The organism is Xanthomonas sp. CFBP 8443 (genome assembly GCF_025666195.1).
Lineage (GTDB): Bacteria > Pseudomonadota > Gammaproteobacteria > Xanthomonadales > Xanthomonadaceae > Xanthomonas_A.
Window position 1 is genome coordinate 4,250,875 of sequence record NZ_CP102592.1, and the last position, 26,241, is coordinate 4,277,115.

The window sequence follows — 26,241 nt, forward strand, 5'->3', positions numbered from 1 at the left end:
GGCCATTAGGGTCGCACGAAGCGGCGCCGGCGGCGTGACGCGCAGCTAAGGAATGCGCCCGGACGAAGCGTCCTGCGCCGCTTGCGCACAGTCCTGCAACTGCTGGTCGCGCCAGCGCCGGTACAGGGTGGTATGCAGGTTGTGCAGGGCCAGGTCGATCGCGAACGGCGTGCGCGGATTGCGGTCCAGCAAGCGCGCCACGTGGTAGCCGATCGGCTTGACGCCCTTGGGATGCACGTACACGTCGAAGCCGCGATAGAACGGGTCGTCGAGCAGCGCGTCGATCTGTGCCAGGACACTGCGTTGCGCCGGCGACAACGCCGCACGCAAGACCGGGTCGCGCTCGAACAGCAGTTTCTCGAAGCGTTCGCGGCCGGGTCCGCGCAGCGCCTGCGCCAGTTCCCAGATGCGCCGGTTGCTGCGGTCGTAATGGGCGAAGCCGCCATGCGCGCGCAACGCCGCGGCCGCCTCGGCACTGACCGCCACCACCACGAAGTTCTCGGCCTGGTTGTTGATGTCGTCGAGGTAGCGGCGTTCGAACACGTGCGCGATGAAGCCGGGCGCGCCGAGGAAGGCGGCGCGGCCCAGTTGCGACGTCTTGGCCGCCTTGCCGTCGGCGAAGAACTCGCCGGCCTGCGCGCCGAGCAGGATGCTGTCGGTATCGTGCAGGGTGAGGAAGGTGCCGATCGACAGTTCCCCGGCGCTGAACGCGCGATCGAAACCGGCGTCGCCGTACAGTTCGCGCTGCGTGGCCAGCTGCGCGATCTGCCGGCCGACACCGCATTCCGAGCGCACCCGGCCGCTGTAGAACGCCTCGATCGCGCGCGCATTGCCCTGCACCGGACGGTAGCCGCGGCCGAAACTGCGGAAGCGCTGCCAACCCTGCCGGCGCGCGCCGCCCGGGCCGAACCCGATCCAGCCCAGTTGCAGCGCGGAGAAGCGGTAGCCGGGGTTGTCCTGCAGGCGCGTCGCCGCGCGCTCGGTGGCCGCGCCGAGCAGCAGGAAATAGCCGCAGTGCGTGGCCGGCGTCTGCAGCAGCGCGCGCAGGGCGTCGCGCCGTTGCGCTTGGCTCCACTGCGCCGGCAGCGCCGCCTGCAGGTCGCCGTGCGCCTGCGCGTCGGCCAGCGAAGCGCGCGTGCAGGGCGCGCCCGGCAGCAGCCGCGGCTGCGCGGCAGGCGTGCTGTCGATGCGCCAGCCGAGCTGGCGCAGCAACGCGGCCAGGCAGTCGGCGCTGGCCTGGTCCGCCGGATCCGGCGGCGCCGCGAACGCGCCGCCCGTGGCCAGCGCCAGCGCCAGCAGCAGGCGCGCGGCGAAACGCCGGCGGCGTGGCAGTGGCTGGAGCGCAGTGAGGACAGTCATGGCGCGAGCATGGCAGATGCGGAACAGCAGACAGGGAAGAGGGGTCGGCGCGCCAGGGGCGCGGACGCGGAGCGTGCCGCGCGCGTCGTGCACGCACCGCGAAGCCGCGCGCCGCACCGTGCGCGAAGCGCGCCTGCGCGCGCGTTCACCCGGCTGCAATGCCGGCCCGCCCTACACTGCCGCTCCCCGCTCGCGGAAAACAGCGTCATGCATGTGCTCGTCACCGGCGGCACCGGATTCATCGGCCGCGCACTGTGCCCTGCCCTGCTCCAGGCCGGGCACCGGGTCAGCGTCCTGACCCGCGATGCGACGCGCGCGGCGCGCGCGCTGCCGGGCGTACAGCCGCTGCAGGACCTGCACGACGCAGCGCCTGCGGACGCGGTGATCAATCTTGCCGGCGAGTCCTTGAGCGAGGGCCGTTGGAACGAGACCCGCAAACGCCGCTTCCGCACCTCGCGCATCGGCACCACCCGCGCGCTGATCGACTGGATCGCGCAGCTGGACGCAGCGCAACGCCCCGTCTGCCTGCTGTCCGGTTCGGCGATCGGCTACTACGGCGACCGCGGCAGCGACCTGCTCGACGAACGCAGCGCGGCCGGTGCGGATTTTTCCGCGCAGCTGTGCCGCGACTGGGAAGCCGAGGCGCTGCGCGCGCAGGCGCTGGGCGTGCGGACCACGCTGGTGCGCACCGGGGTCGTGCTGGGCAACGATGGCGGCGCGCTGGCGCGGATGCTGCCGCCGTTCCGGCTCGGCCTGGGTGGCCGCATGGGCGACGGCCGCCAATGGATGAGCTGGATCCATCGCGACGATCACGTCGGCCTGCTGCTGTGGTTGCTGCAGCACGGCGGCGACGGCGCCTACAACGCCACCGCGCCGACCCCGGTGACCAACGCGGATTTCGCCGCGCAGCTCGGCCGCACGCTGCACCGGCCGGCGCTGCTGCCGGCGCCGGCCGCGGCGCTGCGCCTGGCCTTCGGCGAGATGGCCGACCTGCTGCTGGGCAGCCAGCGGGTGCTGCCGACGCGCGCGCAACAGGAAGGCTATGGGTTCCGCTATCCGGAACTAGGCGCTGCGCTGGGCGCCGCGGTCGGCTAAAGCAGCCAGTTGCGACGCTTTTGTAGGAGCGGCTTCAGCCGCGACCGGGCGTTACCGGTGACGCCCGGTCGCGGCTGAAGCCGCTCCTACAAAAAGCGTGTCATGGGCCGACGTTCACGGCCTGGCTGCATTCATTCGCTCGCACGCCGTCGCAGCGCTCCAACAACGCAAAACGCCCCGGCGGAGGCTGTCCGCCGGGGCGTTGCTGTGTCCGAGTGCGCCGCGATGGCCGATCGCGGCGGCGGCTCAATAGCGCGTGCAGACGGTCTCGACCTGGCGGTTGCCGTTGGCCTGCTGGCGCTGGCCCTGGATGTAGCGCCCGGTGGCGCCACCGGCGACCGCGCCGCCGACCGTGGCCAGCTTCTTGCCGTTGCCCTTGCCGACCTGGTTGCCGAGCAGGCCACCGATCGCCGCGCCCGCCAGGGTGCCGCCGATGCGATTCGGGTCGGTGCTGTTCTTCTGCACCGCGACCTTCTTGCAGTGCACGCGGGTGCCGTCGTTGAAGCGGCGCCCGGCGTCTTCCGGCCCGTAGTGGCGCTGCGCCTGCGCCAGCGGCGCGGCAGCAGTGGCGACGGCGAGGACGGTGAGACACAACGCGGATTTGAAAGTGTTCATGCTGCTTGCTCCTGGGTGGCGGAGCCGATGCGCTAGCACGCATCGCACTCCCGACAGGCGCCACCTTTGCATCGCCATTGCGAATGGATCGTGAAGCGAAATCCCTCTATTCAGCTTCCACAGCAGCGAGTGAACAACAGGCTCACCGTGGCGTGGTGGCGTCGCCAACGGCCGGCGCGACAGGCGCCACAGGCGTGACCGGCGCAGGTGCGGCATCGGCCGTCGTCGGTGTAGATGCTGCTGGTGCTGGTGCTGCCGGTGCTGCTGGTGTCGGTGCTGGCGCTGGTGTGGATGCAGGCGGCATCGCCGCAGCGGGCTCGGCCTTTGGCTCCGCGGCCGGCGGCGGCTCGGCCGGGGCCGGCTTGGCCTTCGGCAGGTACTGCGCAATGCGCTCGAAGAAGCGCTTGTAGAAATCGCCGTCCTGCACCGTGCTGCTGGCCACGCGCACCAGCGAGTCGTCGCTGCTGCCGACCGGCAGCGACACCGAGCCGAGCACGCCGACGCCGACGCTGGCCGAAGTCGCGCTCTTCTTCAACGCATAGCGGTCCTGCAACGCGCTGACGAACACCCAGGACTCGTCCTGGCCGTGCGCCACGCACGACACGCGCAACTCCAGCTGCTCGTGCGAATCCTGGTTGGGCTGGAAGTTCTTGGTGCCTTCGACCGCATCGGCGGTGGCCTTGGCGACCACGTAACCCTGGCTCAGCAAGGCGCGCCGTGCCGATTCGCAGGCCTGCCCCGGCTGCACCGGATAGCTGCGCGAATAGGTGTTGTCGGAGTTGAAGGTCTCCTTCACCAGGTTGTCCTGCTTGCGGTTGAAGCAGCCGCTCAGGCCGATCGCGACCAGCACGAGCGCAGGAAGGGCGAGGACGTTGGAGGAAGCGGACATGGCCGTGGACCGAAAGGAAGGAACCGACCAAGGATAGCCGCAAGCGTGTCGAGACGGCCTTGATGCCGTCGCCCGCGCTCATCCCGCAGTTAGTGCGTCCGCTGCCGGCTGCAGCGACAGGTCCACCCGCAGCAGGCCGCCGCCGCGGTCGCGGCGTTCGGCGCGCAGGTAGTGGTGGGCGTCGAGTACGGCCAGCGTCGGCGGCGACGCCAGCGGCTCGCCCCACAGGCTGAGCGCGAAGCCGCGCGCACGCAACCAGTCCAGCAGCCGCTGCAGCTGGCCGGGATCGCGCGGCAACAGCAGGTCCACGTCGCCGGGCAGGCGCGCGGCCGCGGCCGGGTCGGCGAGCCAGTCCGGGTAGCTGCCGTACAGCGCGTAGTCGAACCCGTCCTCAAGCAGCGCGGCGAGCAGGTGCGCGGTGCCGGGCAGGTCGATCGGCTCGCGCCGTTTCTGGAAGATCAGCGCGTACTCGTGGCTGCGATCGCTGCGGGCGTCGCCCGGCGCCAGCGCCTGCGCGCTGTCGCGGGGGTAGCACAGCACGCGCTCGGCGCAGGGCACGAACAGGCTGCCGAGCAGCCGCGCCAGGTCCCAGGCCTGCGCCACGCACACGCCGCCGATCTCCACGTTCTCCACCATCGCGATGCAGAAGCCGTCGTCGCGCAGGCCGCGGCGCACCGCATGGAACACCGCACGCAAGCCGTGCAGATAGGCCGCGTAGTCGGTGCTGGCGTAGAGCTGGCCCGGCGTCGCCGCACCCGGCCAGTCGCAACCGAAGTACGGCACGTTGGTCAGGCACAGGTCGACCGGCGCCTCCAGCGCGAGCTGCGGCAGCGCGCCGACCCGCACCTGCGCGTGCAGCCCGAGCCGCTGCAGCCGCTCGCGCGCCAGCCCCGCGCGCGCCGCGTCGATCTCCAGCCCCAGCCCGCGCCTGCCTTCCAGCTCCGCGGCGAGCAAGGTGCTGCCGAAGCCGCAGAACGGATCCAGCACACAACCGCCCGGCGCGCTGAACTGGCGCACGAACGGGCGCATCTGGCTGACCCAACCGCAGTCCCGTGCGCCCAGCGGATCGCGCTGGCGCAGGTCCTCGGGCAGCCGGTGCTCGGGCGGGTCCGGCGGCGGCGTCCACCAGCTGCGGCTATCCATGCGCGGCCTGCCACAGCAGATCGCGGTCCGGCTGCCAACCCGCGCACAGGCGGCCGTCGGCGAAGAACACCAGCTTGTAGATGTCGCCGCTGTCGTGGCGCGTGTGCATCGCGGTGTAGTCGGAACTCTCGAACACCACCTCCATGCCGTCGGCGCCGGCCATGCGCAGGTTCCAGAAGTAATAGCCTTCGGTGATCTGCAGCGGCCGCAGCGTGCGCCACCATGGCGTGGCCATGCACGCGGCCACGACCTGCTCCACGCTGACCCGGGCCTGCGCCAGGTAGCGCTGGGTGCCGGTGGCGCGATAGCCGTCGCCCAGTCGCGAGAACTCGCGGAAGATCACCGTGCGCGCGCCGCACTCCTGCGCCCAGTGCAGATAGCCGGCCACGCCGTCGGCATCGGCGATGCCGCCGTGCTGCAGGATGCACACCAGGCGCAGCGGCACCGCCTCGGCGATGCGCCGCGCGGTGGCGGCGAACACCTGCGCATCGGCGATCGCCTCGCCGTCGCGGAAGCGCATGATCGCGTCGTTGCCGGCCTGCTGCGGATGGTGTCGCGACAGTTCCACCCACGACAGCCCGAAGCGCTGCAAGGCCTGCAGCAGCGCATCGCCGCGGCCGCGGGCGAAACCGGCGCCGTTGCTGTACAGCACGCGCTGTTCGACCAGCAGTCCATCGCGTTCGGCCGCGCCCAGCGTGTCCAGCAGTTGCAGGAACCAGGCTTCGTCGTCGGTCATCTCCAGCCCCGACAGCGACTGCGACAGCGGCAGCCCGGACAACTGCGCCAGGCCCTGGCGCAGCATCGCGAAATACTCCGGCGGCGGCCGCAGGCTGGCCGCCGCAGTGCCGCCGACGTGCGGGCGCAGGGTTTCCGAACAGAAACGGCAGCGCGCCGAACACGGCCGCACCGACGCGTACGGGGTGAAGGTGACCGGCTGCGCGACGCGGTAGTCGCGGCCGCCGATGCGCTGCACGCGCCAGCGCGCGGCATCGTCGGCGGCCGGCACCCGCCATTCCAGGTGCGGCATGCCGGCGCGCAACGCGGCGAACAGCGGCGAGGCGCCGCTCAGCGGCGGCGCCAACTCCATGCGGGCGTCCATCGCCGCACCTACAGGCGCGCCGCGTTCGCGCGCTCGCGCACCTGCGCGAACGTCCAGTCGTGCAGCAAGCGGCCGTTCTCCCACACCGTGACCATCGCGTCGTCGTAGCCGGCGGGCCGCGCGACCGCGTCCAGCGACGCCGCGCTGGCCGGCACCGGCTCGGTGCGGTAGCCGCCGTACTCGCGATGGCGCAGCAGGCTCATGCGCCCGCGCTTGCTGAGCTTGCCCTTGTCGGTGACCGGATCCTTGTAGACGTCGATCCACTCGCCGTCCACGCGCGCGGCCGAACACTTCAGCGCGAACTTCTGGGTGTCGCGGTCCAGCCGCTGCAGCAGCGCGCCACCCATGCCGAAGGCGACGTTGTCGGTGGCGTAGCCGGCGCTGGTGACGCGCTCCAGGATCGCGCGGATGCTGGTCGGGTTGACCCCGTCGCCCTGGATCACGCGCACGTGGTTGAGCACCTTGTAGCCCTTGCCGTTGACGCTGTGGCCGAAGGCCTCGTCGAGCAGCTCCAGGCACTGGTGCACGACCGCGACCGGATCGCCGGAGTCGGGGCGGATCACCACGGTGGCGCCGGAGCCGATCACCTCCTCGCGCAGCGTGGTGCCCCAGTGCTCGCGGATCGCATGGAAGATGTCGTAGCTGTCGGACACCACCGCGACGATGCCGCCGGGCTTGCCGAACTGCCTGAGCATGTTGCGGTACGCGTCCACCTCGCGCTCGCGGCCCCAGCTGGTGATGGTGCTGTGCTCGGCGGCGGGAATCGAGTAGCCGGCCATCGGCTCGTGGTAGTGGGCGCGCGCCAGCAGCAGCCCGGACACGGTGTCGGTGCCGAGGAAGTTGACCAGGTGCGACGCGCCGCCGATCGCCGCCGACTCCAGGCTGGACACGCCGCGCGCGCCGAAGTCGTGCAGCTTGAACGGCAGCTGCCCTTCCGGATCGTCGCTGGTGCGCTCCAGGAACTGGCGCAGGGTCTGCTTGGCGTGCCAGCTGACTGTGGCCACGGTGACCGGATACCAGATGCGCAGCAGCAGCGTTTCCAGATACGACGGCACCCAGTAGGCCTGCGCGTCGGTGGACTCGATGGTCATCAGCGCGTTGTGGGTCGGCACCACGCTGCCCTCGGGCACGGCGCGGATGCGGATCGGCAACTGCCCGCCGAGGCGATCGACGATGTCGCGCCAGCCGGCCTCGTTGAACGGCTCGCCGTGCGCGGCGAACAGGTCGCGCGCCTCGTCGACGTCGGCATGGGTGATGGCGCGGCCCAACGCCTCCTTGAGGATCGACTGCAGGCCGAAGAACACGGTGCGGTCGTAGACGCCGCCGCGCGATTCCACGTAGAAGAACGTGGCATCGGTGCCGGCCGGATATTGCAGCCAGTGGCTGGCCTTGTAGCTATCGGTGTTGAGCAGCAGGTTGTTCAGGCATTGCATGACGGGAAGCTCCTTCGCGTCGGGGAAAGCCAGCGGTCTGTCCGCCGGCCGGGGCAGGCCGCAGTCAACCGCGGCCCAGGAAGAATTCGAGCAGGTGCAGGTGGTCTTCGAACAGTTTCGGGCCCATGCCCAGCACTTCGCTGACCGGGATCCAGCGCGCCTTGTCGGCATCGTCGCCGCCGCGCACCTCGGGCAGTTCGCCGAAGGTGAACTCGAAGTGGAACGCATGGGTGATGGTGCGCCCGCGCAGGCTGCGCTCGGGATGGTCGAATACGTGGCGGTTCTTCAGCGAGCCCTTCAGCACCGGCACCGGAATCTTCAGCCGGGTTTCCTCGCGCAGTTCGCGCAGGCAGGCCTCGAAGATGCTCTCGTGCTGGCCGACGAAGCCGCCCGGCAGCGCCCACAGGCCCTTGCCCGGCGCGGCGCGGCGCCGTACCAGCAGCACGTGACCCGAATGCACCACCACCGCGTCGGCGGTGACGAAGGTCGGCGGATACGGCGCCTCCTTCCAGGCCGCGCGATACTGCTCGATGAACTGGTATTCGGCGAGCAGTTCCGCGTACGACGGCGAGTTCTTGCGGAACGCCTCGAGCATGTCGAACACCGGCGCCGGCACGTTGCCGCGCAGCATCAGCAGCGCGCCGTGGAAATCGATGCTGCCGGCCTCGAACAGGTAACGGCGCAATTCGGTCGCCGACAGCGTCTCGGTATGCTGCACGTCGACCAGCGGCCACTGCGGGAATTCGCGCAGGTAGTAGCTGCTGGCGTCCTTGTCCATGCCGACCAGGCCGATGCGCGCCTCGGCGCCGCCGCCGTCGGCGCGCACCGCCTCGGCCACAGCCGACTGCACCGCGGCGATCCACTGGCTCTCGTTGTACAGGTGGTCGCGCAGCGGGCGCAGGATCAGGCGTTCGCCGGCGCCGTCGAGCGCGGCCTGGATCATCACGCTGCGCTCGGCCACGGTCCACGGATTGCGGATGGTGCGCGGGGTTTCGGCGGAGCCGATCAGGAAGATGAGTTTCTGCGAGCGCGCCAGTGCATGGCGGGCAACGGCGGCGTGGCCGTTATGGAAGGGCTCGAAGCGCCCGATGAACACAAGATAGTCGTATTCCATGAGCATCCCTCACGGTGATTGGGGTCGCCGCGGGTCTGTCCCTTGGCGTGATGCAAATGCTACGCCGATGCGCGAAGGCGTCAAGTCTCGCGTGCGGCTGGCAGTGCGCGGCGGGGCACTGTGCGTGCGATTCGTGCCGCATGCGTGGCGCAACCACTGCTGCGTTGTCTCCGAGTCACGGCACCGGCTGCGGACGTCGAAGGCAAGGCAGCACCGTCGCGCAAGAAGTACGGCATTTTCCCGGCGTCGCAGCTGCGACGCATGCCTGCGCAAGCGCCGCATTTGCCGCACGCGCAGGCAGCGTACGGCGCTGCGCTGCAGCGCGCGCAGCGCACACGATCGCGCTAGCCTTTTCGTTCCCCGAACAGGAGCACGCGACCATGTCCCATCGCAGCCGTCTTGCCGGATTCATCATCGATTGCCAGGACACCGATGCCGAGGTGGGCGCGCGCTTCTGGAGCGCGGCGCTCGGTTATCCAGCTGCGCCGAGCTACTCCGAACTCGGCGCCGAATACGCCGAGCTGCAGGGCGCCCCGGCCGGGCTGCACGTGGAAGTGCAGCGCGTCGATCACCCGTCGCGGGTGCACCTGGATATCGAGAGCGACGACATCGACGCCGAGGTCGCGCGCCTGGAGCGCCTCGGCGCGCGCCGCATCGGCTTCGTCAAACGCTGGTGGGTGATGGAAGCGCCGACCGGACACCGTTTCTGCGTGGTCAAGATGGGCGATCCCGCCACCGGTGCGCAGCCCAACACCTGGGACTGACACGACCGGGAGTGCGCAGCGACACCGCGTTCCCGATCACGCATCGCCTGCGCCCGCAGCGGATCCCTGCAGATATGCGCACCCCTGCGCCGGCATGCGTGCGGTGTCGATTCGCGCGCCTGCGCAAGCGCATGTCGCGCACCGCCCGGCATCGTGCCGGACATTGCGCGCCGGTTCCGTTGCAACAACGCAACATGTCTGGCGTAGCGTGCAGATGCGAAAACCTGCACACCGGCGCTGGCCCATGCCGCGCCGTGCATGCCACCATTGCGCCCGCGCTTCCCGCTGTCATCCAAGAGATGTTTCCGATGCCGACTTCCTCGCCCTTTCCCCGCGTACGCGCCGTGGCGCTTGCGTTCGCCCTGTCGCTGTTCGCCCTCCTCGCCGCGCCGCTGGCGGGCGCCGCGCCCGCGCCGGCTCCGCTCAAGGTGATGAGCTTCAACGTGCGCGTGCCGGTCGACAAGGATGGCGACAAGCGTTGGGAGATCCGCCGCAGCGCGATGGCGGCGCTGATCCGCACGCAGCATCCGGACCTGTTCGGCACCCAGGAACTGGTCAAGCTGCAGGCCGACTACCTGGCCGCGCAGTTGCCCGACTACCGCTGGTTCGGCCGCAGCCGCGACGGCAGCGAGGACGGCGAGCGCATGGGCGTGTTCTACGACAGCCGCCGGCTGAAGCTGGTGGAATCGGGCGACTTCTGGCTGTCGGACACCCCGGCGGTGGTCGGCAGCATCAGTTGGGGCCACCCGCTGCCGCGGATGGTCAACTGGGGGCTGTTCGAACGCATCGCCGACGGCCGCCGTTTCTATCTGTTCGATACGCATCTTCCGTATCGCGACGAGGACGAGGCGGCGCGCGCCAAGGGTGCCGCGCTGATCCTCGCGCGCCTGCAGGCCTTGCCGGCGGACGTGCCGGTGGTGCTCACCGGCGACTTCAACACCGCGCCGGACTCGCCCACCTACCGCACGCTGGTTCCCGCGCTGGCCGACGCGCGCGCGCAGGCGCCGCAGCCGCAAGGGCCGGAAGCGACCTTCCACGACTTCACCGGCCATCCCGACCGGCGCATCGACTGGATCCTGTCGCGCGGGCTGCGCGCCACCCGCTTCTCCACGCTGGACGCGCGGCCGCAGGGGCATTGGCCGTCGGACCACTTCCCGGTGATGGCCGAGTTCGCCTGGCCGCACTGAACCGCTCCGTCGGCGTGCCGCGTCATTGCGCCGACCCCTGTGTCGGCGCGGCGCCATCGGCGTGCGCGCATAGCCAGTCCACCACCTGACGCACCGCCGGCACCGGTGCTGGCGCCGGCCGCCACACGATCGACAGCTGCCGCGCCGCCCACGCTTCATGCAGCGGCACCGCGACCAGCTGCGCGCGCACGCTGACCCTGGCCAGCGCCGCCTGCGGCAGGATCGCCACGCCGGCGCCGCGCGCCAGCATCCGGCACAGCGGCTCGATGCCGTGCACGTGGGCGCGGATGCGCAACTGGCCGCCGGCACGCGCGGCCTGCGTGCGCAGGTGCCGCTGCAACGCGCTGTCGTCGGCCAGGCCGAGGAATTCCGCCTGCCACAGCTGCGCCAGGCGCAGCTGCGGCGCTTGCGCCAATGGATGCGAGGCGGCCGCCACCAGCACCAGCCGGTCCTGCCGGAACGCCTGCGCGTGCAGGCCGGCGAGGTCGGCATGGTCGGCGATCACCGCCAGGTCGGCGCGTTCCTCGCGCACCGCATCGGCGGCGGCGGTGCTGCCCAGCTCGCGCAAGGCCAGGTCGATACGCGGATGCGCGACCAGGAACTCGGCCAGCAGTTCGGGCAGCCATTCGTACAGCGCCGCGGTATTGGCCAGCAGCCGCACCGTGGCCTGGTTGGCGCCGGCGTGTTCGCCCAGTTCGGCGCGCATCGCCTCGGCCTGGCGCAGCAGCTGCCGCGCATGCCGCAACAACGCCGCGCCGGCCGCGGTCAGGGTCACGCCGCGGCGGCCGCGCACGAACAGCGCCGTCCCCGCCTGCAGTTCCAGCGCGCGGATGCGGGCGCTGGCCGCGGCCAGCGACAACACGGCCCGTTCCGCGCCGGCGGTGATGCTGCCGGCCTCGGCCACCGCCGCGAACAGACGCAAGTCGATGAAATCCAGATGCATCGCCACTCCAGCCTTCGTCGTTGCCGAAGTCTGCCTGAAGCGATCGCGCATTGTCCGCCGCCGCCGGACGCCCGATGCTGCAGGCATGCAATCGCTGATCCCGCATCTGCTGCCGGTCGCCGCGGTGTTCTGCCTGGCCGGCTTCGTCAAGGGCGTCGCCGGCACCGGCCTGCCGACGGTGGCGATGGGCCTGCTCGGACTGTGGCTGGCGCCGCCCGAGGCGGCCGCGCTGCTGGTGCTGCCGTCGCTGCTGACCAACCTGCAGCAGGCCTGGGGCGACGGTGCGGCGGTGCTGCTGCGCCGGTTGTGGCCGCTGCTGGCGACGATCGTGGTCGGTACCTGGCTCAGCGCCGGCATCCTGGTCGGCGCCGATCCGGCGCTGGCCCGCGGTGGGCTCGGCGCGCTGCTGGCGCTGTACGCCCTGCTCGGCCTGAGCCGCTGGCAGGGCCGGCTGCCGCCGCGGCACGAACCCTGGGCCGGCCCGGCGGCCGGGCTGGCGACCGGCCTGCTGACCGGCGCCACCGGCGTGTTCGTGCTGCCGTCGCTGCCCTACCTGGTGGCGCTGGGCCTGCCACGCGACACGCTGATGCGCGCCCTGGGCTATTGCTTCGGCACCGCCACCCTGGCGCTGGCCGCGGCGCTGGCCTGGCATGGCGCATTCGCGCGCGCGGCGCTGGGGCCGTCGCTGCTGGCGCTGCTGCCGACCGTGGCGGGCATGTGGCTCGGCGCGCGGGTCCGCCAGCGCATCTCCGCCGAGGCGTTCCGTCGCTTGTTCTTCCTGACCTTGCTGGCGCTGGGCCTGCATCAGTTGTGGCAGGCATGGGGCTAGGCGCTTCGATCGAATCGATGTCCACCTGTCGAAGTGCCGGTGGCTTGGATCGCTGGTTGCGATGGCGTTCTCGGGAAAGCTCGTCGCGACTGAAGTCGCTCCCACAAAAGGGCCGGTCGGCGCGACTGCGTCGCGGTGTTTCGGTTTCAGCCGATAAGGGAGCGAATGCGGCGGCGGGGCTCGGGTCGCGGCTGAAGCCGCTCCTACAGTGCACCCAGCGGGCGCGTCGCAGGTCCCTGCAGGAGCGGCTTCAGCCGCGACGAACGAAGCAGCGGATTTCCAAGCTCCGCTCGCTGTCGGGGCCGAAGTCCTCCTACAGCGCACTGCGCTGCCATCGCAGGCCTTGAAGCCGTGCGCAGCGCCTCGCGCCAGCGCAATCACGACGAACGCGGCGGCGCGCGCTCCAGCGGCGATGCGATCGGCCTGGAGCATTCGCCAGAGGGATCGGCGAATGCCGCGCTGGCCGCCGCGGGATCGCTCGGCACTCAGGACGAACGCAGGCGGCTGCGCGCAACCGCGCGAACGCACAACGAAAAACGCGCCACCGCTGGGCGATGGCGCGTCTGTTTTCGCGCGGCGGTGGAGGCTGGGCTCAGTCGGCCCAGCGCCCCGGGCCGGTTGACTGCGGCAGCACCTGCACCGACAGCGGACGGTCCTTTTCCAGCAGGTTCAACGCGTCGGCCAGGATCGCCGCCGACTCGCGCAGCAGCGGATCCGGGCGCTTGTCGACCAGCTTTTCGCGCGCGGCGTCCTTGACGATGTCGCGCTCGTTGCCGGTCAGACCGTCGTCGCTGCTGTCGTCGGCGAGCGGGTCCAGCGGCAGGCCGAGCTGCTTGCGCATCTCCTGGCGCTGCTTGCGCTGCACGTCCTGCTTCTCGCGCTCGGCGCGGCGCTCGGCCTCGTTGAGCACCACGTACTTCTTCGCCGCTTCGGTGCGGAACTGCTGCACGTCCTCTTCCCACCACTGGAATTCCTTGTCGCTGGCGATGCGGCCGGCATGCAGCGTCTCCAGCCTCGGCAGCAGCGGCGCGAAGTTGCCGTACTGGGTGTGCGGCACCGCGGCGATGCGAGTCCACGGCAGGGCGTTGTCGTAGGTGCTCTCGCCGAACTCGGTGGCGTCGACGCTGGCCGGGAACGCGATGTCCGGCACCACGCCCTTGTGCTGGGTGCTGCTGCCGCTAACCCGGAAGAACTGCGCGATGGTCAGCTTGACCTGGCCGAAGCGGTCGGTCTCGTTGGCCGGCCAGCGGTCCAGGTCGACGATGTTCTGCACCGTGCCCTTGCCGAAGCTGGTCTCGCCGATGATCAGGCCGCGGCCGTAGTCCTGGATGGCGCCGGCGAAGATCTCCGAGGCCGAGGCCGAGCCGCGGTTGATCAGCACCGCCAGCGGGCCGTCCCAGGCCACGCCCGGCTTGTCGTCGCTGTTGACGGTGACGCGGCCGCCGGATTCGCGCACCTGCACCACCGGGCCCTGCTCGATGAACAGGCCGGTGAGTTCGATCGCCTCGTCCAGCGAACCGCCGCCGTTGTTGCGCAGGTCCAGCACCACGCCGTCGAGCTTGTCGGTCTTGAAGCCGGCCAGCAGCTTGGCCACGTCGCGGGTCGCCGAGGCGTAGTCGCTGGCGTTGCGGCGACGGCCCTCGAAGTCCTGGTAGAACGCCGGCAGCTTGATCACGCCGACGCGCCGCGCAGGTTCGCCGTCCTTCGCCGGCAGGGTGATGGTCTCGCCCTTGGCGGCCTGCTCGGCCAGGCGCACCTTCTGCCGGGTCAGCAGCAACTGGCGGTGCTTGCCGTCCACGCCGGTCTCGGCCGGGATGTATTCCAGCCGCACCTGGGTGTCCTTGTCGCCGCGGATCTTGGCCACGACGTCGTCGATGCGCCAGCCGATCACGTCCTCGACCTGGCCGGACTTGCCCTGGCCGACGCCGACGATGCGGTCGCCCGCCTTCAGCGTGCCGTCCACCGCGGCCGGGCCGCCGGGGATGACCTCGCGGATCACCACCATGTCGTCCTGCTTCTGCAGCTGCGCGCCGATGCCTTCCAGCGACAGCGACATCTGCTGGTTGAAGTTCTCGGCGGTGCGCGGGGTGAAGTAGTCGGTGTGCGGGTCGACGGTGTTGGTGTAGGCGTTCATGAAGAACTGGAACACGTCCTCGCTCTTCAGCTCCTTCACCGAATCGGCGAGGTTGGCGTAGCGCTTGTCCAGGGTCTTGCGGATGTCCTCGGGCTTCTTGCCGGCGAGCTTGAGCCGCAACCAGTCGTTCATCACCGACTTGCGCCACAGCGCGTCCAGTTCCTGGTTGTCCTTGGGCCACGGCACGTCCTTGCGGTCGTACTCGAACTTCTCGCTGCCGTTGAAATCGAAGTCCTGCTTGAGCAGCTTGCGCGCATAGCCGATGCGCTCGTCCACGCGCTGCCGGTACACGGCGAACACCTGGAACGCCGGCTCCAGCTGGCCGGAGGCGATATTGGCGCCGAGGTTGGCCTGGAACGGGGCGAACTTGTCGACGTCGGCCTGGGTGAAGAACTGCTTGCTGCCGTCCAGCGTCTCCAGGTACTTCTTGAAGACTTCCTTGGAGGTCGCCTCGTCGAGCGCGCGCGGCCGGTAGGCGTAGCGGCTGTCGGACAGCAGCCCGTAGACCAGCTTGGCGGTGGTGGACTGGTCGGCGGTCGAGGCCGCGGGCAGCGCCGGCGCGTCGGTGCGGGCGAACAGCGCCAGCGGCGCGGTCAGCGCGAACGCCAGCAGAAAGACGGAAGCTTTGAATTTCATCTACGTACTCTCGGCACCAGGCCGTCAGGGGGGCTGCAGATCGCGTGAGACAACACGACAGTGCCGCAAGTTGCAGGCCGTGTCACCTTTCCTGAACCAGACTAGCGGCGGCCCGGTAGCGAAGTGTGAATGGCGCCGGTGCAGCGGCCGCGGGCCTGCGCAAAGGCCGGCGCAGCGGGCATGCGGCCAGCGCCCGGCCGGCGCCGGACGTGGCGATCGAATGCGGGATCGGTGCCGCCGCGCCGCTCAGGCGGCGACGCCGGCGCCGGCGGCCTGGCGGTCGGCGTGGTAAGACGAGCGCACCATCGGCCCGGAGGCGACATGGCTGAAGCCCAGCGCGTTGCCGTACTCCTCCAGCGCCTTGTACTCCTCCGGCGTCCAGTAGCGCATCACCGGGTGGTGGTGCGCGGTGGGCTGCAGGTACTGGCCGATGGTGACCATGTCCACGTCGTGCGCGCGCAGGTCGCGCAGCGTGGCCTGCACCTGCTCCATGGTCTCGCCCAGGCCGAGCATGATCCCGGACTTGGTGGCGATGGCCGGGTGCTGCGCCTTGAACTTCTGCAGCAGGGTCAGCGACCACTGATAGTCGGCGCCGGGGCGCACGTTCGGGTACAGGTCCGGCACGGTCTCGATGTTGTGGTTGAACACGTCCGGCGGATTGGTCGCCAGGATCTCCAGCGCGCGGTCCATGCGGCCCTTGCCTCGGAAGTCCGGGGTCAGGATCTCGATGCGGGTGGCCGGGGCCTTGGCGCGGATCGCGCCGATGCAGTCGGCGAAGTGCTGGGCGCCGCCGTCGCGCAGGTCGTCGCGGTCGACGCTGGTCACCACCACGTAGCGCAGGCCCATGTCGGCCACGGTCTGCGCCAGGCTGGCCGGCTCGCCGGCGTCCGGCGGCTTGGGCCGGCCGTGGGCAACGTCGCAGAACGAGCAGCGGCGGGTGCAGACCTCGCCCAGGATCATGAAGGTGGCGGTGCCGTGGCTGAAGCACTCGTGGATGTTCGGGCAGCTCGCTTCCTCGCAGACCGTGACCAGGCGGTTCTCGCGCAGCTTGGCCTTGAGGTTCTGCACCGCGTTGCCAGACGGGATCCGCACCCGGATCCACGACGGCTTGCGCAGCACCGGCGCGTCGGCGAACTGCACCGGCGAGCGGTTGATCTTGTCTCCGCCCAATTGCTTGACGCCGGCCTGCAATGGCGCGGGCGCGGGCGCGCTGTCGCCGGAAAGGACCTGCAAGGGGATGGTGCGTGCGCTGGGCTGGGTCATGGCGTCGTCGGCGGGCAGGCGGTCAGGCCGCGTGCGTGAGCGTGAGGTCGGGCAAGGCGTCGAGCGGCTGCAGGGTCAGCCCGAACTGGCGCGCCAGTTGGGCCAGCAGCACCGGTTTGACGGCCTGCATGCCGGAGGGACCGCCCAAGTCTAGCACCGAGGTCACCTGCAGGCCCTGGTAGCCGCAGGGGTTGATCCGGTGGAACGGCTCCAAGTCCATCGCCACGTTGAACGACAGGCCGTGGAAGGTGCAGCCGCGGCGCACGCGGATGCCGAGCGCGGCAACCTTGGCCGCGCCGACGTAGACCCCGGGCGCGCCGTCGCGGCGCTGGCCGAGGATGTTCCATTCGTCCAGCGTGTCGATGATCGCCTGCTCGATGCGGCACACGTAGTCGCGCACGCCGATCTTCAGCCGGCGCAGGTCCAGCAGCGGGTACACCACCAGCTGGCCGGGGCCGTGGTAGGTGACCTGGCCGCCGCGGTCCACGTGCAGCACCGGGATCTCGCCGGGCGCCAGCACGTGTTCGGGCTTGCCGGCCTGGCCGAGAGTGAACACCGGTTCGTGCTCGACCACCCACAGCTCGTCGGCGCTGGCCTCCTCGCGCGCATCGGTGAAGCGCTGCATCGCGCGCCACACCGGCGCGTAGGGCTGGCGACCGAGATCGCGGACCAGGCACGGCGGCAACGCCGGGGCCGGCTGCGGCGCCACTGCCGCGGCGCCGGCTACAGCGTCCACTTCACTTCCGGATGCTCGCGCAGCGCCAGGTGCGCGGCGTCGTACTGGGCGCGGTCGGCGGCGCGGAAGGCGATCCGCACCGACACGTACTTGCCGTTGGACGAATGCTTCCAGCTGATGCGCTCTTCCAGCACGTCCACGCCGGCCTTGGCCAGCAGGCGCGGCAGTTCGGTCTCCAGCCCGGTGTTGGCGTTGCCCATCGCGCTGAGCTCGAAGACGCCGGGGAACTGGAAGCCGTGTTCGGGGTTGTCGGAGGTGATGTCCATGGCTGCATTATCGGGCCGGCGCCGGGCAAACCCAAGGCCGCGCGCCCGCTACGCACGGGCATGCAGCGGCGGTCCTGCAGCGCCAGCATGCGGGCCGGGTTGGCAAGCGACGCCGATGGGACGAAGCGATACGGCCACATGGCTTTCGCCCGGCCCGGACCGCGCCCTATGCTGCCGTTCAGCCTCTTCCGCGGACCGGCTTTCACGGCATCCGCGCAGCCGGCCCGCTAGCGTCGCGCCACACCCTCCCCCCTTCCTCCGTACAGGGAACGTGCCATGCCGTCATCGCGCCTGCCTCTCGCCGCTGCTGTCGTTCTCGCCATCGCCTCGTTGCCCGCCGTTGCCGCCGATCGCTGCACCGGCAGCGCGCTGCAGGACACGCCGCCGACGGTGAACTTCCGGATCGACAACGACCTGTTCGGCGGCGCCGACCAGGACCAGGGCTATACCAACGGTTTCGGCGTGACCCTGGTCTCGCCGAACCTGGTCGACTTCACCGACGATCCCTGCCTGCCGCGGCTGGCGCGGGCGGTCAACCGCTACCTGGAGCGCCTGCACCCGGGCGAGTTCGAGCAGCAGAACATGGTCTTCAGTTTCGGCCAGGCCATCTTCACCCCGACCGACAAGACCCGCCGCGACCTGATCAAGGACGACCGCCCCTACGCCGCCGTGCTGGCGGTGAACTTCGGCTACAACGCGCGCAACCAGGACCGCCTGCGCACGACCCAGCTGACCCTGGGCATGGTCGGCCCGTCGGCGCAGGGCAAGCAGGTGCAGGACGCGGTGCACGACGCGCTCGGCGACGAGAAGTTCCTCGGCTGGGACAACCAGTTGCACGACGAACCGGTGTTCCGCCTGCTGCACGAACGCATGCGCCGCTGGCCCGGGGATGCGGCGACCAACGCCGACGGCTGGGGCTGGGATGCGATCAGCCACTGGGGCGGCGCGCTCGGCACCCTGGAGACCCACGCCAACGCCGGCGCCGAAGTGCGCTTCGGCTGGAAGCTGCCGGACGACTTCGGCAGCTCGCCGCTGCGCCCGGCCGGCGAGAACACCGCCCCGCCCCGCTACGGCATGGGTCGCGGCTGGTCGGCGCACCTGTTCCTGACCAGCGACGCGCGCTGGGTGGTGCGCGACATCACCCTGGACGGCAACACCTTCCGCGACAGCCACAGCGTCAACAAACGCCCCTTCGTCGGCGAAGCCGGCTTCGGCCTGGCGGTGATGCGCGGCAACTGGAAGTTCGCCCTGGCGCGTTACTGGAGCACCCGCGAATTCGACCTGCAGAAACAGACCCCGGTGTTCGGCAGCTTCACGATCAGCCGGCGGCTTTGAAGGGCCGGGACTCGGGACTCGGGACTCGGGACTCGGGACTCGGGACTCGGGACTCGGGACTCGGGACTCGGGATGATGTTCCGGGGCAAATCCCTGTCAAGCGATTTGATGCAAAAAGGGCCGCTTTTTTAAGAAAAAGCGGCCCTTTTTTTGCGGCTCGGACGCAACCGCTTTTCTGTAGGAGGGGCTTCAGCCCCGACGCCTTACCGGTAACGCGTCGGGGCTGAAGCCCCTCCTACAGAAAAGCAGAAATGCACCGAACTTGCGAAAATCCCGAGTCCCGAGTCCCGAGTCCCGAGTCCCGAAAAAAAAGCCGGCGCAAGCCGGCTTTTTTGAAACTCACTCCGCTTCCCACCACATCCAGAAGCTGTCCCACAGGCGCTTGAAGAAGCCCGCCTCCTCGACCGCCTTCAGCGCCACCAGCGGCGCCTGCGCGACGACCTTGCCGTCCAGCGAGACCTTCACCGTGCCGATCGCCTGGCCCTGCTTGATCGGCGCTTCCAGGGTCTTGGGCACGTCGATCGACGGCTTCAGTTCGTTGTAGCGGCCGCGCGGCACGCCGACCAGCAGCGGCTGCGCCACGCCCAGCAGCACTTCCTTCTCGCTGCCCTTCCACACGCGCTGCTGCGCGACCTGCTTGCCCGGCTCGTACAGGCGGTGGGTCTCGAAGAAACGGAAGCCCCAGTTCAACAGCGCAAGGCTGTCCTCGGCGCGCTGCTTCTCGGAACTGTCGCCCATCACCACCGCGATCAGGCGCTGGTCGCCGCGCTGCGCGGAGCTGAGCAGGCAGTAGCCGGCCTCGGAGGTGTGCCCGGTCTTGATGCCGTCCACGCTGGGGTCGCGCCACAGCAGCAAGTTGCGGTTCTGCTGGGTGATGTCGCCGACCTTGAACTCCTTGATCTTGTTGTAGGCGTAGGTCTCCGGATAGTCGCGCACCATCGCCCGGCCCAGCAGTGCCAGGTCGTAGGCGGTGGTGTGGTGGCCTTCGGCGGACAGGCCATGGGCGTTGACGAAGTGCGAGCCGGTCATGCCGAGCTTGGCCGCGTAGTTGTTCATCAGCGCGGCGAAGGCTTCCTCGCTGCCGGCGGTGTGTTCGGCCAGCGCGATCGCCGCGTCGTTGCCGGATTGGATCGCCATGCCCTTTTCCATGTCCTCCAGGCGCGCGGTCTGGTTGACCGGGAAGCCGCTGTAGCTGCCGTCGGTGCCGGCGCCGCCCTCGCGCCAGGCGCGCTCGCTGAGCATGACCTGGTCATCGCGCTTGATCTTGCCCAGCTTCAGCTCGGCGGCGACCACATAGGACGTCATCACCTTGGTGATGCTGGCCGGAGCCACCTGCACATGTTCGTTCTCGCCGGCCAGCACCTGACCGGTGGCGTAGTCCATCAGCACCCAGGACTTGGACACGGCCGGCTTGGGCGCCGGCGGGATCGCCACCGCGGCGGGCGCGGCGGCAGCGGCGGCAGGCTGTGCCGGCACCGGGCCGGGGGTCTGCGCGGAAACCAGGCCGACGGCGAAGGTGGCCACGGCGGCGACGGCGAAGCGGAATTTCATCTAAAACGACTCCTGGCGGGCCCGAGGGCCGATGGTAAACGAGGCATTGTAGGGCCACCCGGCGCCCGGCCAGGCGCTGCGGCGGTGCAGGCGGGAGTGGCGGTTAAGCCATCGGTGTCGGAGCGCGCCCGTAAGCCGTCGTCGTGACTGCGCGGCAGCGGCCGCCGCAGGCGTGCGCGCGGTGTTCGCGCGCTCAGTCCTTGACGATCTGCGGGCGCCCGAAGCCGAGGCCGGCGATGCGGCTGGCCAGCTCGGCGGCGCGGCCATGATCCTCGGCCGCGACCCGCAGCCGCCACAGCGTGCGCCCGCCGGAGACGATGTCGCTGACGCTGGCGCCGACGATGCCGGCCGAGGCCAGCTGCGACAGCGCGCGGTTGGCGTTGTCGCGGCTGGCGAAGCTGGCCACCTGCAGCAGGATGCCGAGCGGGCCGCGCGCCGCGGCGGCGTCGGCGACCGCGCGTGGCGTTGGTGCGGGCGTTGCCGCGACGGCAACGGCACTGGGCGCCTGCGCGGGCGCGGCGGTGGCGCGCCGTGGCGGTGCCGGCGTGGCGGCCACGGCCGTATCGGCCTTGACCGGTTTGTCGAGCTTGGTCGGCTTGCCGGTGGCCACGCGCACGCCGCGCGATTTCATCCAGTCGTCGAAATGGTCGGCGTTGGCCGCGGTGTCGGCATCGGCCTGCACCCGGTAGCGCCAGCGCTCGCCTTCCGGCATTGCGGCCGCGGCGGCCGCTGCATTGGCGGCGGTGGGCGCGGCCAGCGCCGCGCCGCGCGCCGGCGGCTTGGCCGCGGCCACGCTCGCCGACTTGGCCGGCAAGGCCTTGACCAGGTTGTCCATGTCGGTGGCGCGGCGCGCCGCGGCGGTCTGGGCGGCGCCCGCCCCCGCCGCCGCGCTGGCCAGCGCGGTGCCGGTGGCGACCTGCTTGCCGGCACGGCGCGCCGCCAGCAGGTTGCCGTTGTCGGCCGGGGTCAGCCCACGCACTTCGACCCGGCCGGTGCCCTTGCCGGTGATGCCGAGCTTAACCGCCGCCGCGTAGCTCAGGTCGATGACCCGGCCATCGTGGAACGGGCCGCGGTCGTTGACCCGCACCACCACCGATTCGCCGTTGTCCAGGTTAGTGACCAGTGCGAAGCTCGGCAGCGGCAGCGTCTTGTGCGCGGCGGTGAACGCGTACATGTCGTAGACCTCGCGGTTGGAGGTCAGCCGGCCATGGAACTTGCTGCCGTAGTACGAGGCGGTGCCGCGTTCGACGTAGCTGTCCGGGTCGTCGATGATCTTGTACTCGCGGCCCAGCACCATGTACGGCGAACGGTTGCCGACCGGCGAACGCGGCTCGGCGGTGACCAGCGGTTCCGGGATGCAGGCGACGTTGGGCACGTAGTCCGGGGTCCTGTCGCTGACCCCTGGCGCGTACAGGCCGCCGGCGGTGTAGTTGCCGCGCGTGGACGGGTCTTCCTTGGCCGGCGCGTACGGCGAGGTGGACGGGCAACCGGTGGCGACATGCGCCGGACCGCGGCCTTCCACCTTGACCCCCGGCGCCGCCGCGCCGCCTGCGGTCTTCTTCGGGGCGCTGCTGCAGGCGGCCAGCGCCAGCAGGGCGACGACGGGGACGATCCGGAGCAGCGCGTTCGGGTTCATGCCGGGGGTAACTCCTTGCCGGCGATGGCCTGGGACAGTTGGAACACGGCCATCGCGTACATCTTGGAAATGTTGTATCGGGTGATCGCGTAGTAGTTCTGGAAGCCCAGCCAGTACTGCTTGCCGGCGCTGCCGTCGTCGAGCGCGATCGGCGTGGCGGTGGCGCCGGCCGGAACGGGTGCGCTGGCCTGGTAGCCGCGCGCGGCCAGGTCGGCCAGCGAATGGCTCGGGGTCCAGTCGGTCGGATTGAATTCCTCGGCGCCGGGACGCAGCGTGGCCGGCACCGCGACCAGGCCGTCGCGCACCCAGCCGCCCTTCTTGACGAAGTAGTTGGCGATCGAGGAAAACGCGTCGTCGTAGTCGGTGAACAGGTTGCGCTTGCCGTCGCCATCGCCGTCGACCGCGAACTGGCGGTAGCTGGACGGCATGAACTGGCCCAGGCCCATCGCGCCGGCGTAGCTGCCGATCAGCTTAGTGACGTCCAGGTTCTCCTCGCGGCCGAGCGCGAACAGCTGGCCGAGTTCGTCGCGGAAGAACAGCTCGCGGCGCACTTCGCGCTCGAGCTTGGCCGGGTCGCCGCTGCGCGGATAGCGGAACGCCAGCGTGTACAGCGCATCGAGCACGCGATAGCTGCCGGCATTCTTGCCGTAGCTGGTCTCCACGCCGATGATCGCGACGATGATCTCGGCCGGCACGCCGGTACGCGCCTGCACCCGCATCAACTCCTCGCGGTGCGTGGCGAGGAACGCGCGGCCGCCGTCGATGCGCGCCTGGCTGATGAACATCGGCCGGTATTCGTTCCACGGCTTGACCCGCTCGGCCGGGCGCGACATCGCCGCCACGATCGCATCCTTGAACTGCGCCTGCGCCAGCGTCGCCTCGATCTGCGCCGGGTCCAGGCCGTACTTGGCCGCGGTGTCGCGGACGAAGTTGGCGCGCGCGATCTCGAACGGCACCGGGGTCAGGTCGACCGGCGGCGCAGGCGCCGCTTCGGGCGCGGTGCCGGCCGGCAGCGCGGGCGGCGGCGCGGTTTGCGGCAGCGCACTGGCCTGCGGTGGCGGCGTCGGAGCCTTGGGCTGGGTCGCGCATGCGACCAGGCCAAGCGTGATCAGGCAAATCAGCGAGCGTCGAATCATGCCGGCAGGTTAACAGAGTCCAGATGAATTTCCACCAATAACGCCATGAAACAAAAGAACTTTGCGCCGAGTCAAGCGCAGTTGGCGTATTCATGCCGGGGAGCCTTCGTGGATCACGGCACCGGCACCGGCATCGCCGGCCGGGCACCGCAAACGCAAAGGCCGCCGGTGGTTGCCACCGACGGCCCGCAGTGCTGCGCGGCAGCGACGCTCAGAACGGCGCGTCGATATCCACCACATCGATCAGCTTGTGGTTGACGAACTCCTTGATGCCCAGCCCGATCAGTTCGCGGCCGTAGCCGGAGCGGCGCACCCCGCCGAACGGCAGGTCGGCCTTGACCATGGTCGGATGGTTGACGAACACCATGCCGGTGGAGATGCGCTTGGCCACTTCGACGCCGCGCGCGGTGTCGGCGGTGAACACCGAGCCGCCCAGGCCGAATGGCGAGTCGTTGGCGATGCGCACCGCATCGTCCTCGTCGGCGGCCTCGAACAGCATCGACACCGGACCGAAGAACTCCTGGTAGTAGGCGGGGTTGTCCGGGGTCACATTGGTCAGGATGGTCGGCTGCACGAACGCGCCCTGTGCCGGCACCGGCGGGCCGACCGCGGTGGCGGTGGCGCCATGTTCGACCGCCGCGGCGATCTGCAGCTTCAGTTCGTCGGCCGCGCCCTGCGAGGACAGTGGCGCCAGCGTGGTCGCTGCGTCCATCGGATCGCCGGCCTTGAGCGCGGCCACGCCATCCGTGTAGCGGCGCAGGAACTGCTCGTACAGTTCTTGCACGACAATCATGCGCTTGGACGACACGCACACCTGGCCGCCGTTCCAATGGCGGCCGAACACCGCCCACTTCACCGTCTTGTCCAGCTCGGCATCGGCCAGCACCACGAAGGCATCGGCACCGCCCAATTCCATCGTCGATTTCTTCAGCGCCCTGGCCGCCTGCGCGGCGACGATGGCGCCGGCGCCTTCCGAGCCGGTCAGCGCCACGCCGTGCACGCGCGGATCGTTGAGGATGGTCTCCACCTGCGAGCGCGTGGCGTAGAGGTTGGCGAACGCGCCGGACGGCAGCCCCGCCGCGGCCATCAGCGTTTCGAACCTGGCCGCGCACTGCGGCACGTTGGAGGCGTGCTTGAGCAACACCGTGTTGCCGGCCGACAGCTGCGGCGCGATGATCCGCGCGATCTGGTAGTACGGGAAGTTCCACGGCTCGATCGCCAGCAGCACGCCCAGCGGCTCGTGCACCACGATCGCCTCGCCCTCGGCCGGATCGGCCACCGGCAGTTTCTCCGGCGCCAGCAGGCGCTCGGCGTTGACCGCGTAGTACTCGAAGATGTCCGCCGACAAGGTCACCTCGGCTTCGGCCTCGCCGATCAGCTTGCCCATTTCCAGGGTCAGCAGTTGCGCGTAACCGCGCACGTCGGCGCGCAGCAATTGCGCCGCCGCGTGCATGACCTTGGCGCGCTCGGCGAAGGAGGCGCTCTTCCACTGCTGGAAGGCCGCATTGGCGGCGCCGATCGCGGCGAGCACCGCCTCGTCGGTCGCCTCGGGGAAGCTGGCGAGCAGTTCGCCGGTGTAGGGATTGCGGGTCGCATAAGCCATGGTCGTGTCCTCGTGGAAGGTCGGAAAGCGCCGCCGCGTCGTCGCGCCGGCACGGGAAGCGGTTCGGTCAGACGGCCAGTTCCTTGACCGCCTGCACCATGCGGTTGAGCACCGCGGCGGCGTCGCCGTAGACCATGTCGCAGTTGTCGCCGTAGAACAGCAGGTTCTCCACGCCGGCATAGCCCTTGCCCTGGCCGCGCTTGATCACGTAGACCTGGCGCGCCTGGTCGGCGTTGAGGATCGGCATGCCGTAGATCGGCGAGGCCTTGTCGGTGCGCGCGGCCGGGTTGACCACGTCGTTGGCGCCGATCACCAGCGCCACGTCGGTACTGGCGAAACTGTCGTTGATGTCTTCCATGTCGAAGATCAGGTCGTAGGGCACGCCGGCCTCGGCGAGCAGCACGTTCATGTGCCCGGGCATGCGTCCGGCGACCGGATGGATCGCGAACTTCACGTCCACGTCGGCGGCCTGCAGCAGCTTGACCAGTTCGTACAGCCGCGCCTGCGCCTGCGCGACCGCCAGGCCGTAGCCGGGCACGATGATCACACTGGAGGCGTAGCGCATCGATACCGCCGCATCGCCGGCATCGACCGCGGTCATGCGGCCCAGCACGTCGCCCTGCACCACCGCCGCGCCGTCGCCGAAATTGCTGAACAGCACGTTGGCCAGCGACCGGTTCATCGCCTTGGCCATCAGCACGGTCAGCAGGGTGCCGGCCGAGCCGACCACCATGCCGGCGATCATCAGCGCCGGGTTCTGCAGCGCGAAGCCTTCCAGGCCCACCGCCAGCCCGGTGAAGGCGTTGTACAGCGAGATCACCACCGGCATGTCGGCGCCGCCGATCGGCAGCGTCATCAGGATGCCGAAGCCCAGTGCGGCGACGAAGAACGCCAGCGCCGCCCAGCCGCCGCCGATCTGCGCGACCACCAAGCCGCCCAGTGCCAGCGCGCAGAGGAACACGCTGGCGTTGAACCCGCTCTGGCCCTTGAAGCGCCACGCCGTGTTGATGCGGCCATCGAGCTTGGCCCAGGCGATCACCGAACCGGACAACGAGATCGATCCGATCAGTGCGCCGAGCACGGTCACCGCCAGGTGCAGGCCGCTGTGCTGCGGCTGCCGCGAGGTCAGCGCGACGGCCGCGACCGCGGCCGCGGCGCCGCCGCCCATGCCGTTGTACAGCGCCACCATCTGCGGCATCGCGGTCACCGCGACCTTGCGCCCGCTGCGCCAGGCCCAGGCGCCGCCGAGCGCCAGCGCCAGCAGCGCCAGGGCGAGATTGGTCAGCGCACGCGGCTGCGCGCCCGGCTGCAGGTCGGCCAGATAGCCGAACGCGGCGGCGACGGCGACCAGCATGCCGATGCCGGCCAGCACGATGCCGCGCAGCGCGGTCACCGGCGAGGACATGCGCTTGAGGCCGAGAACGAACAACAGGGCGGCGGCGAACCCGCTCAGCTCCACCAGTAACTGCAGCATG

Annotated in this window: 22 protein-coding genes; 5 read left to right on the forward strand and 17 right to left on the reverse strand. The window is 70.3% G+C overall.

Annotation, left to right across the window (positions count from 1 at the left end):
* Positions 1-45: 45 nt before the first annotated feature.
* Positions 46-1,359, reverse strand: coding sequence for a hypothetical protein (locus tag NUG20_RS17775; RefSeq protein WP_263395748.1), 1,314 nt, complete (start codon positions 1,357-1,359; stop codon positions 46-48).
* Between the two features lie 207 nt (positions 1,360-1,566).
* On the opposite strand from NUG20_RS17775, the gene NUG20_RS17780 reads away from it, so the two are divergent.
* A complete protein-coding gene (locus tag NUG20_RS17780; protein ID WP_263395749.1) occupies positions 1,567-2,454 on the forward strand; it encodes a TIGR01777 family oxidoreductase in 888 nt (295 codons plus the stop codon).
* A 246-nt stretch (positions 2,455-2,700) separates the two neighbouring features.
* Here NUG20_RS17780 and NUG20_RS17785 read toward each other — a convergent pair whose 3' ends face one another.
* The 6 genes from NUG20_RS17785 to NUG20_RS17810 form a co-directional block, all read right to left on the reverse strand.
* Positions 2,701-3,069 (reverse strand): glycine zipper 2TM domain-containing protein, encoded by a 369-nt coding sequence (locus NUG20_RS17785; protein ID WP_263395750.1) that lies wholly within the window; start codon positions 3,067-3,069, stop codon positions 2,701-2,703.
* A gap of 142 nt (positions 3,070-3,211) precedes the next feature.
* Complete coding sequence (locus NUG20_RS17790; protein ID WP_263395751.1) at positions 3,212-3,958, reverse strand: DUF2242 domain-containing protein; 747 nt, start codon at positions 3,956-3,958, stop codon at positions 3,212-3,214.
* 78 nt (positions 3,959-4,036) lie between these two features.
* The gene (locus tag NUG20_RS17795) at positions 4,037-5,101 is read right to left on the reverse strand and encodes a DNA methyltransferase (RefSeq protein WP_263395752.1); all 1,065 of its coding nucleotides are present in this window, start codon (positions 5,099-5,101) and stop codon (positions 4,037-4,039) included.
* Positions 5,094-6,200: a hypothetical protein gene (locus NUG20_RS17800; RefSeq protein ID WP_263395753.1), complete on the reverse strand. Its 1,107-nt coding sequence runs from the start codon at positions 6,198-6,200 to the stop codon at positions 5,094-5,096. The genes NUG20_RS17795 and NUG20_RS17800 overlap by 8 nt, the downstream gene beginning before the upstream one ends.
* 8 nt (positions 6,201-6,208) lie before the next feature.
* Positions 6,209-7,633 (reverse strand): nicotinate phosphoribosyltransferase, encoded by a 1,425-nt coding sequence (locus NUG20_RS17805; RefSeq protein ID WP_263395754.1) that lies wholly within the window; start codon positions 7,631-7,633, stop codon positions 6,209-6,211.
* A 64-nt stretch (positions 7,634-7,697) separates the two neighbouring features.
* Positions 7,698-8,753 carry a bifunctional nicotinamide-nucleotide adenylyltransferase/Nudix hydroxylase gene (locus NUG20_RS17810; protein WP_263395755.1) on the reverse strand — a complete coding sequence of 352 codons (1,056 nt, stop codon included), beginning with the start codon at positions 8,751-8,753 and terminating at the stop codon, positions 7,698-7,700.
* Positions 8,754-9,127: 374 nt separating this feature from the next.
* Here NUG20_RS17810 and NUG20_RS17815 point away from each other — a divergent pair, with 374 nt between their 5' ends.
* Complete coding sequence (locus NUG20_RS17815; protein ID WP_263395756.1) at positions 9,128-9,511, forward strand: VOC family protein; 384 nt, start codon at positions 9,128-9,130, stop codon at positions 9,509-9,511.
* A 308-nt stretch (positions 9,512-9,819) separates the two neighbouring features.
* Complete coding sequence (locus NUG20_RS17820) at positions 9,820-10,698, forward strand: endonuclease/exonuclease/phosphatase family protein (RefSeq protein WP_263395757.1); 879 nt, start codon at positions 9,820-9,822, stop codon at positions 10,696-10,698.
* 22 nt (positions 10,699-10,720) lie between these two features.
* Here NUG20_RS17820 and NUG20_RS17825 read toward each other — a convergent pair whose 3' ends face one another.
* A complete protein-coding gene (locus NUG20_RS17825; RefSeq protein ID WP_263395758.1) occupies positions 10,721-11,641 on the reverse strand; it encodes a LysR family transcriptional regulator in 921 nt (306 codons plus the stop codon).
* An 85-nt stretch (positions 11,642-11,726) separates the two neighbouring features.
* Here NUG20_RS17825 and NUG20_RS17830 point away from each other — a divergent pair, with 85 nt between their 5' ends.
* The gene (locus tag NUG20_RS17830) at positions 11,727-12,470 is read left to right on the forward strand and encodes a sulfite exporter TauE/SafE family protein (RefSeq protein WP_263395759.1); all 744 of its coding nucleotides are present in this window, start codon (positions 11,727-11,729) and stop codon (positions 12,468-12,470) included.
* A gap of 592 nt (positions 12,471-13,062) precedes the next feature.
* On the opposite strand, the gene NUG20_RS17835 is transcribed toward NUG20_RS17830, so the two are convergent.
* The 4 genes from NUG20_RS17835 to NUG20_RS17850 form a co-directional block, all read right to left on the reverse strand.
* Positions 13,063-15,240: a carboxy terminal-processing peptidase gene (locus NUG20_RS17835; RefSeq protein ID WP_263395760.1), complete on the reverse strand. Its 2,178-nt coding sequence runs from the start codon at positions 15,238-15,240 to the stop codon at positions 13,063-13,065.
* 246 nt (positions 15,241-15,486) lie between these two features.
* Positions 15,487-16,503, reverse strand: a complete 1,017-nt coding sequence (lipA, locus tag NUG20_RS17840; RefSeq protein ID WP_263395761.1) for a lipoyl synthase — start codon at positions 16,501-16,503, stop codon at positions 15,487-15,489.
* Positions 16,504-16,525: 22 nt separating this feature from the next.
* Positions 16,526-17,128 carry a lipoyl(octanoyl) transferase LipB gene (gene lipB / locus NUG20_RS17845; RefSeq protein WP_263398523.1) on the reverse strand — a complete coding sequence of 201 codons (603 nt, stop codon included), beginning with the start codon at positions 17,126-17,128 and terminating at the stop codon, positions 16,526-16,528.
* A gap of 98 nt (positions 17,129-17,226) precedes the next feature.
* A complete protein-coding gene (locus tag NUG20_RS17850; protein WP_263395762.1) occupies positions 17,227-17,505 on the reverse strand; it encodes a DUF493 family protein in 279 nt (92 codons plus the stop codon).
* Positions 17,506-17,781: 276 nt separating this feature from the next.
* Here NUG20_RS17850 and NUG20_RS17855 point away from each other — a divergent pair, with 276 nt between their 5' ends.
* On the forward strand, positions 17,782-18,840 hold the full coding sequence (locus NUG20_RS17855; RefSeq protein ID WP_263395763.1) for a lipid A deacylase LpxR family protein: 1,059 nt from the start codon (positions 17,782-17,784) through the stop codon (positions 18,838-18,840).
* Positions 18,841-19,179: 339 nt separating this feature from the next.
* On the opposite strand, the gene NUG20_RS17860 is transcribed toward NUG20_RS17855, so the two are convergent.
* The 5 genes from NUG20_RS17860 to NUG20_RS17880 all read right to left on the reverse strand — a co-directional run bounded on the left by NUG20_RS17860 (position 19,180) and on the right by NUG20_RS17880 (position 26,240).
* A complete protein-coding gene (locus NUG20_RS17860; RefSeq protein WP_263395764.1) occupies positions 19,180-20,391 on the reverse strand; it encodes a D-alanyl-D-alanine carboxypeptidase family protein in 1,212 nt (403 codons plus the stop codon).
* A gap of 193 nt (positions 20,392-20,584) precedes the next feature.
* Entirely contained in the window at positions 20,585-22,027 is a 1,443-nt protein-coding gene (locus tag NUG20_RS17865; protein ID WP_263395765.1) for a septal ring lytic transglycosylase RlpA family protein, read from the reverse strand.
* Positions 22,024-23,163 (reverse strand): lytic murein transglycosylase B, encoded by a 1,140-nt coding sequence (mltB, locus tag NUG20_RS17870; protein ID WP_263395766.1) that lies wholly within the window; start codon positions 23,161-23,163, stop codon positions 22,024-22,026. Before mltB ends, NUG20_RS17865 begins: the two co-directional genes overlap by 4 nt.
* Positions 23,164-23,374: 211 nt before the next feature.
* A complete protein-coding gene (locus NUG20_RS17875) occupies positions 23,375-24,766 on the reverse strand; it encodes an NAD-dependent succinate-semialdehyde dehydrogenase (RefSeq protein ID WP_263395767.1) in 1,392 nt (463 codons plus the stop codon).
* 67 nt (positions 24,767-24,833) lie between these two features.
* Positions 24,834-26,240, reverse strand: coding sequence for an NAD(P)(+) transhydrogenase (Re/Si-specific) subunit beta (locus NUG20_RS17880; protein ID WP_263395768.1), 1,407 nt, complete (start codon positions 26,238-26,240; stop codon positions 24,834-24,836).
* Position 26,241 lies beyond the last annotated feature (1 nt).

Coding starts and splice junctions, on each gene's coding strand:
- NUG20_RS17850 (WP_263395762.1), bottom strand. CDS start 17,505: ATGGACATCACCTCCGACAACCCCGAACACGGCTTCCAGTTCCCCGGC.
- NUG20_RS17800 (WP_263395753.1), bottom strand. CDS start 6,200: ATGGACGCCCGCATGGAGTTGGCGCCGCCGCTGAGCGGCGCCTCGCCG.
- NUG20_RS17775 (WP_263395748.1), bottom strand. CDS start 1,359: ATGACTGTCCTCACTGCGCTCCAGCCACTGCCACGCCGCCGGCGTTTC.
- NUG20_RS17815 (WP_263395756.1), top strand. CDS start 9,128: ATGTCCCATCGCAGCCGTCTTGCCGGATTCATCATCGATTGCCAGGAC.
- NUG20_RS17795 (WP_263395752.1), bottom strand. CDS start 5,101: ATGGATAGCCGCAGCTGGTGGACGCCGCCGCCGGACCCGCCCGAGCAC.
- lipA (WP_263395761.1), bottom strand. CDS start 16,503: ATGACCCAGCCCAGCGCACGCACCATCCCCTTGCAGGTCCTTTCCGGC.
- NUG20_RS17880 (WP_263395768.1), bottom strand. CDS start 26,240: ATGCTGCAGTTACTGGTGGAGCTGAGCGGGTTCGCCGCCGCCCTGTTG.
- mltB (WP_263395766.1), bottom strand. CDS start 23,163: ATGATTCGACGCTCGCTGATTTGCCTGATCACGCTTGGCCTGGTCGCA.
- NUG20_RS17805 (WP_263395754.1), bottom strand. CDS start 7,633: ATGCAATGCCTGAACAACCTGCTGCTCAACACCGATAGCTACAAGGCC.
- lipB (WP_263398523.1), bottom strand. CDS start 17,128: ATGCAGCGCTTCACCGATGCGCGCGAGGAGGCCAGCGCCGACGAGCTG.
- NUG20_RS17810 (WP_263395755.1), bottom strand. CDS start 8,753: ATGCTCATGGAATACGACTATCTTGTGTTCATCGGGCGCTTCGAGCCC.
- NUG20_RS17875 (WP_263395767.1), bottom strand. CDS start 24,766: ATGGCTTATGCGACCCGCAATCCCTACACCGGCGAACTGCTCGCCAGC.
- NUG20_RS17835 (WP_263395760.1), bottom strand. CDS start 15,240: ATGAAATTCAAAGCTTCCGTCTTTCTGCTGGCGTTCGCGCTGACCGCG.
- NUG20_RS17860 (WP_263395764.1), bottom strand. CDS start 20,391: ATGAAATTCCGCTTCGCCGTCGCCGCCGTGGCCACCTTCGCCGTCGGC.
- NUG20_RS17785 (WP_263395750.1), bottom strand. CDS start 3,069: ATGAACACTTTCAAATCCGCGTTGTGTCTCACCGTCCTCGCCGTCGCC.
- NUG20_RS17790 (WP_263395751.1), bottom strand. CDS start 3,958: ATGTCCGCTTCCTCCAACGTCCTCGCCCTTCCTGCGCTCGTGCTGGTC.
- NUG20_RS17865 (WP_263395765.1), bottom strand. CDS start 22,027: ATGAACCCGAACGCGCTGCTCCGGATCGTCCCCGTCGTCGCCCTGCTG.
- NUG20_RS17825 (WP_263395758.1), bottom strand. CDS start 11,641: ATGCATCTGGATTTCATCGACTTGCGTCTGTTCGCGGCGGTGGCCGAG.
- NUG20_RS17780 (WP_263395749.1), top strand. CDS start 1,567: ATGCATGTGCTCGTCACCGGCGGCACCGGATTCATCGGCCGCGCACTG.
- NUG20_RS17820 (WP_263395757.1), top strand. CDS start 9,820: ATGCCGACTTCCTCGCCCTTTCCCCGCGTACGCGCCGTGGCGCTTGCG.
- NUG20_RS17855 (WP_263395763.1), top strand. CDS start 17,782: ATGCCGTCATCGCGCCTGCCTCTCGCCGCTGCTGTCGTTCTCGCCATC.
- NUG20_RS17830 (WP_263395759.1), top strand. CDS start 11,727: ATGCAATCGCTGATCCCGCATCTGCTGCCGGTCGCCGCGGTGTTCTGC.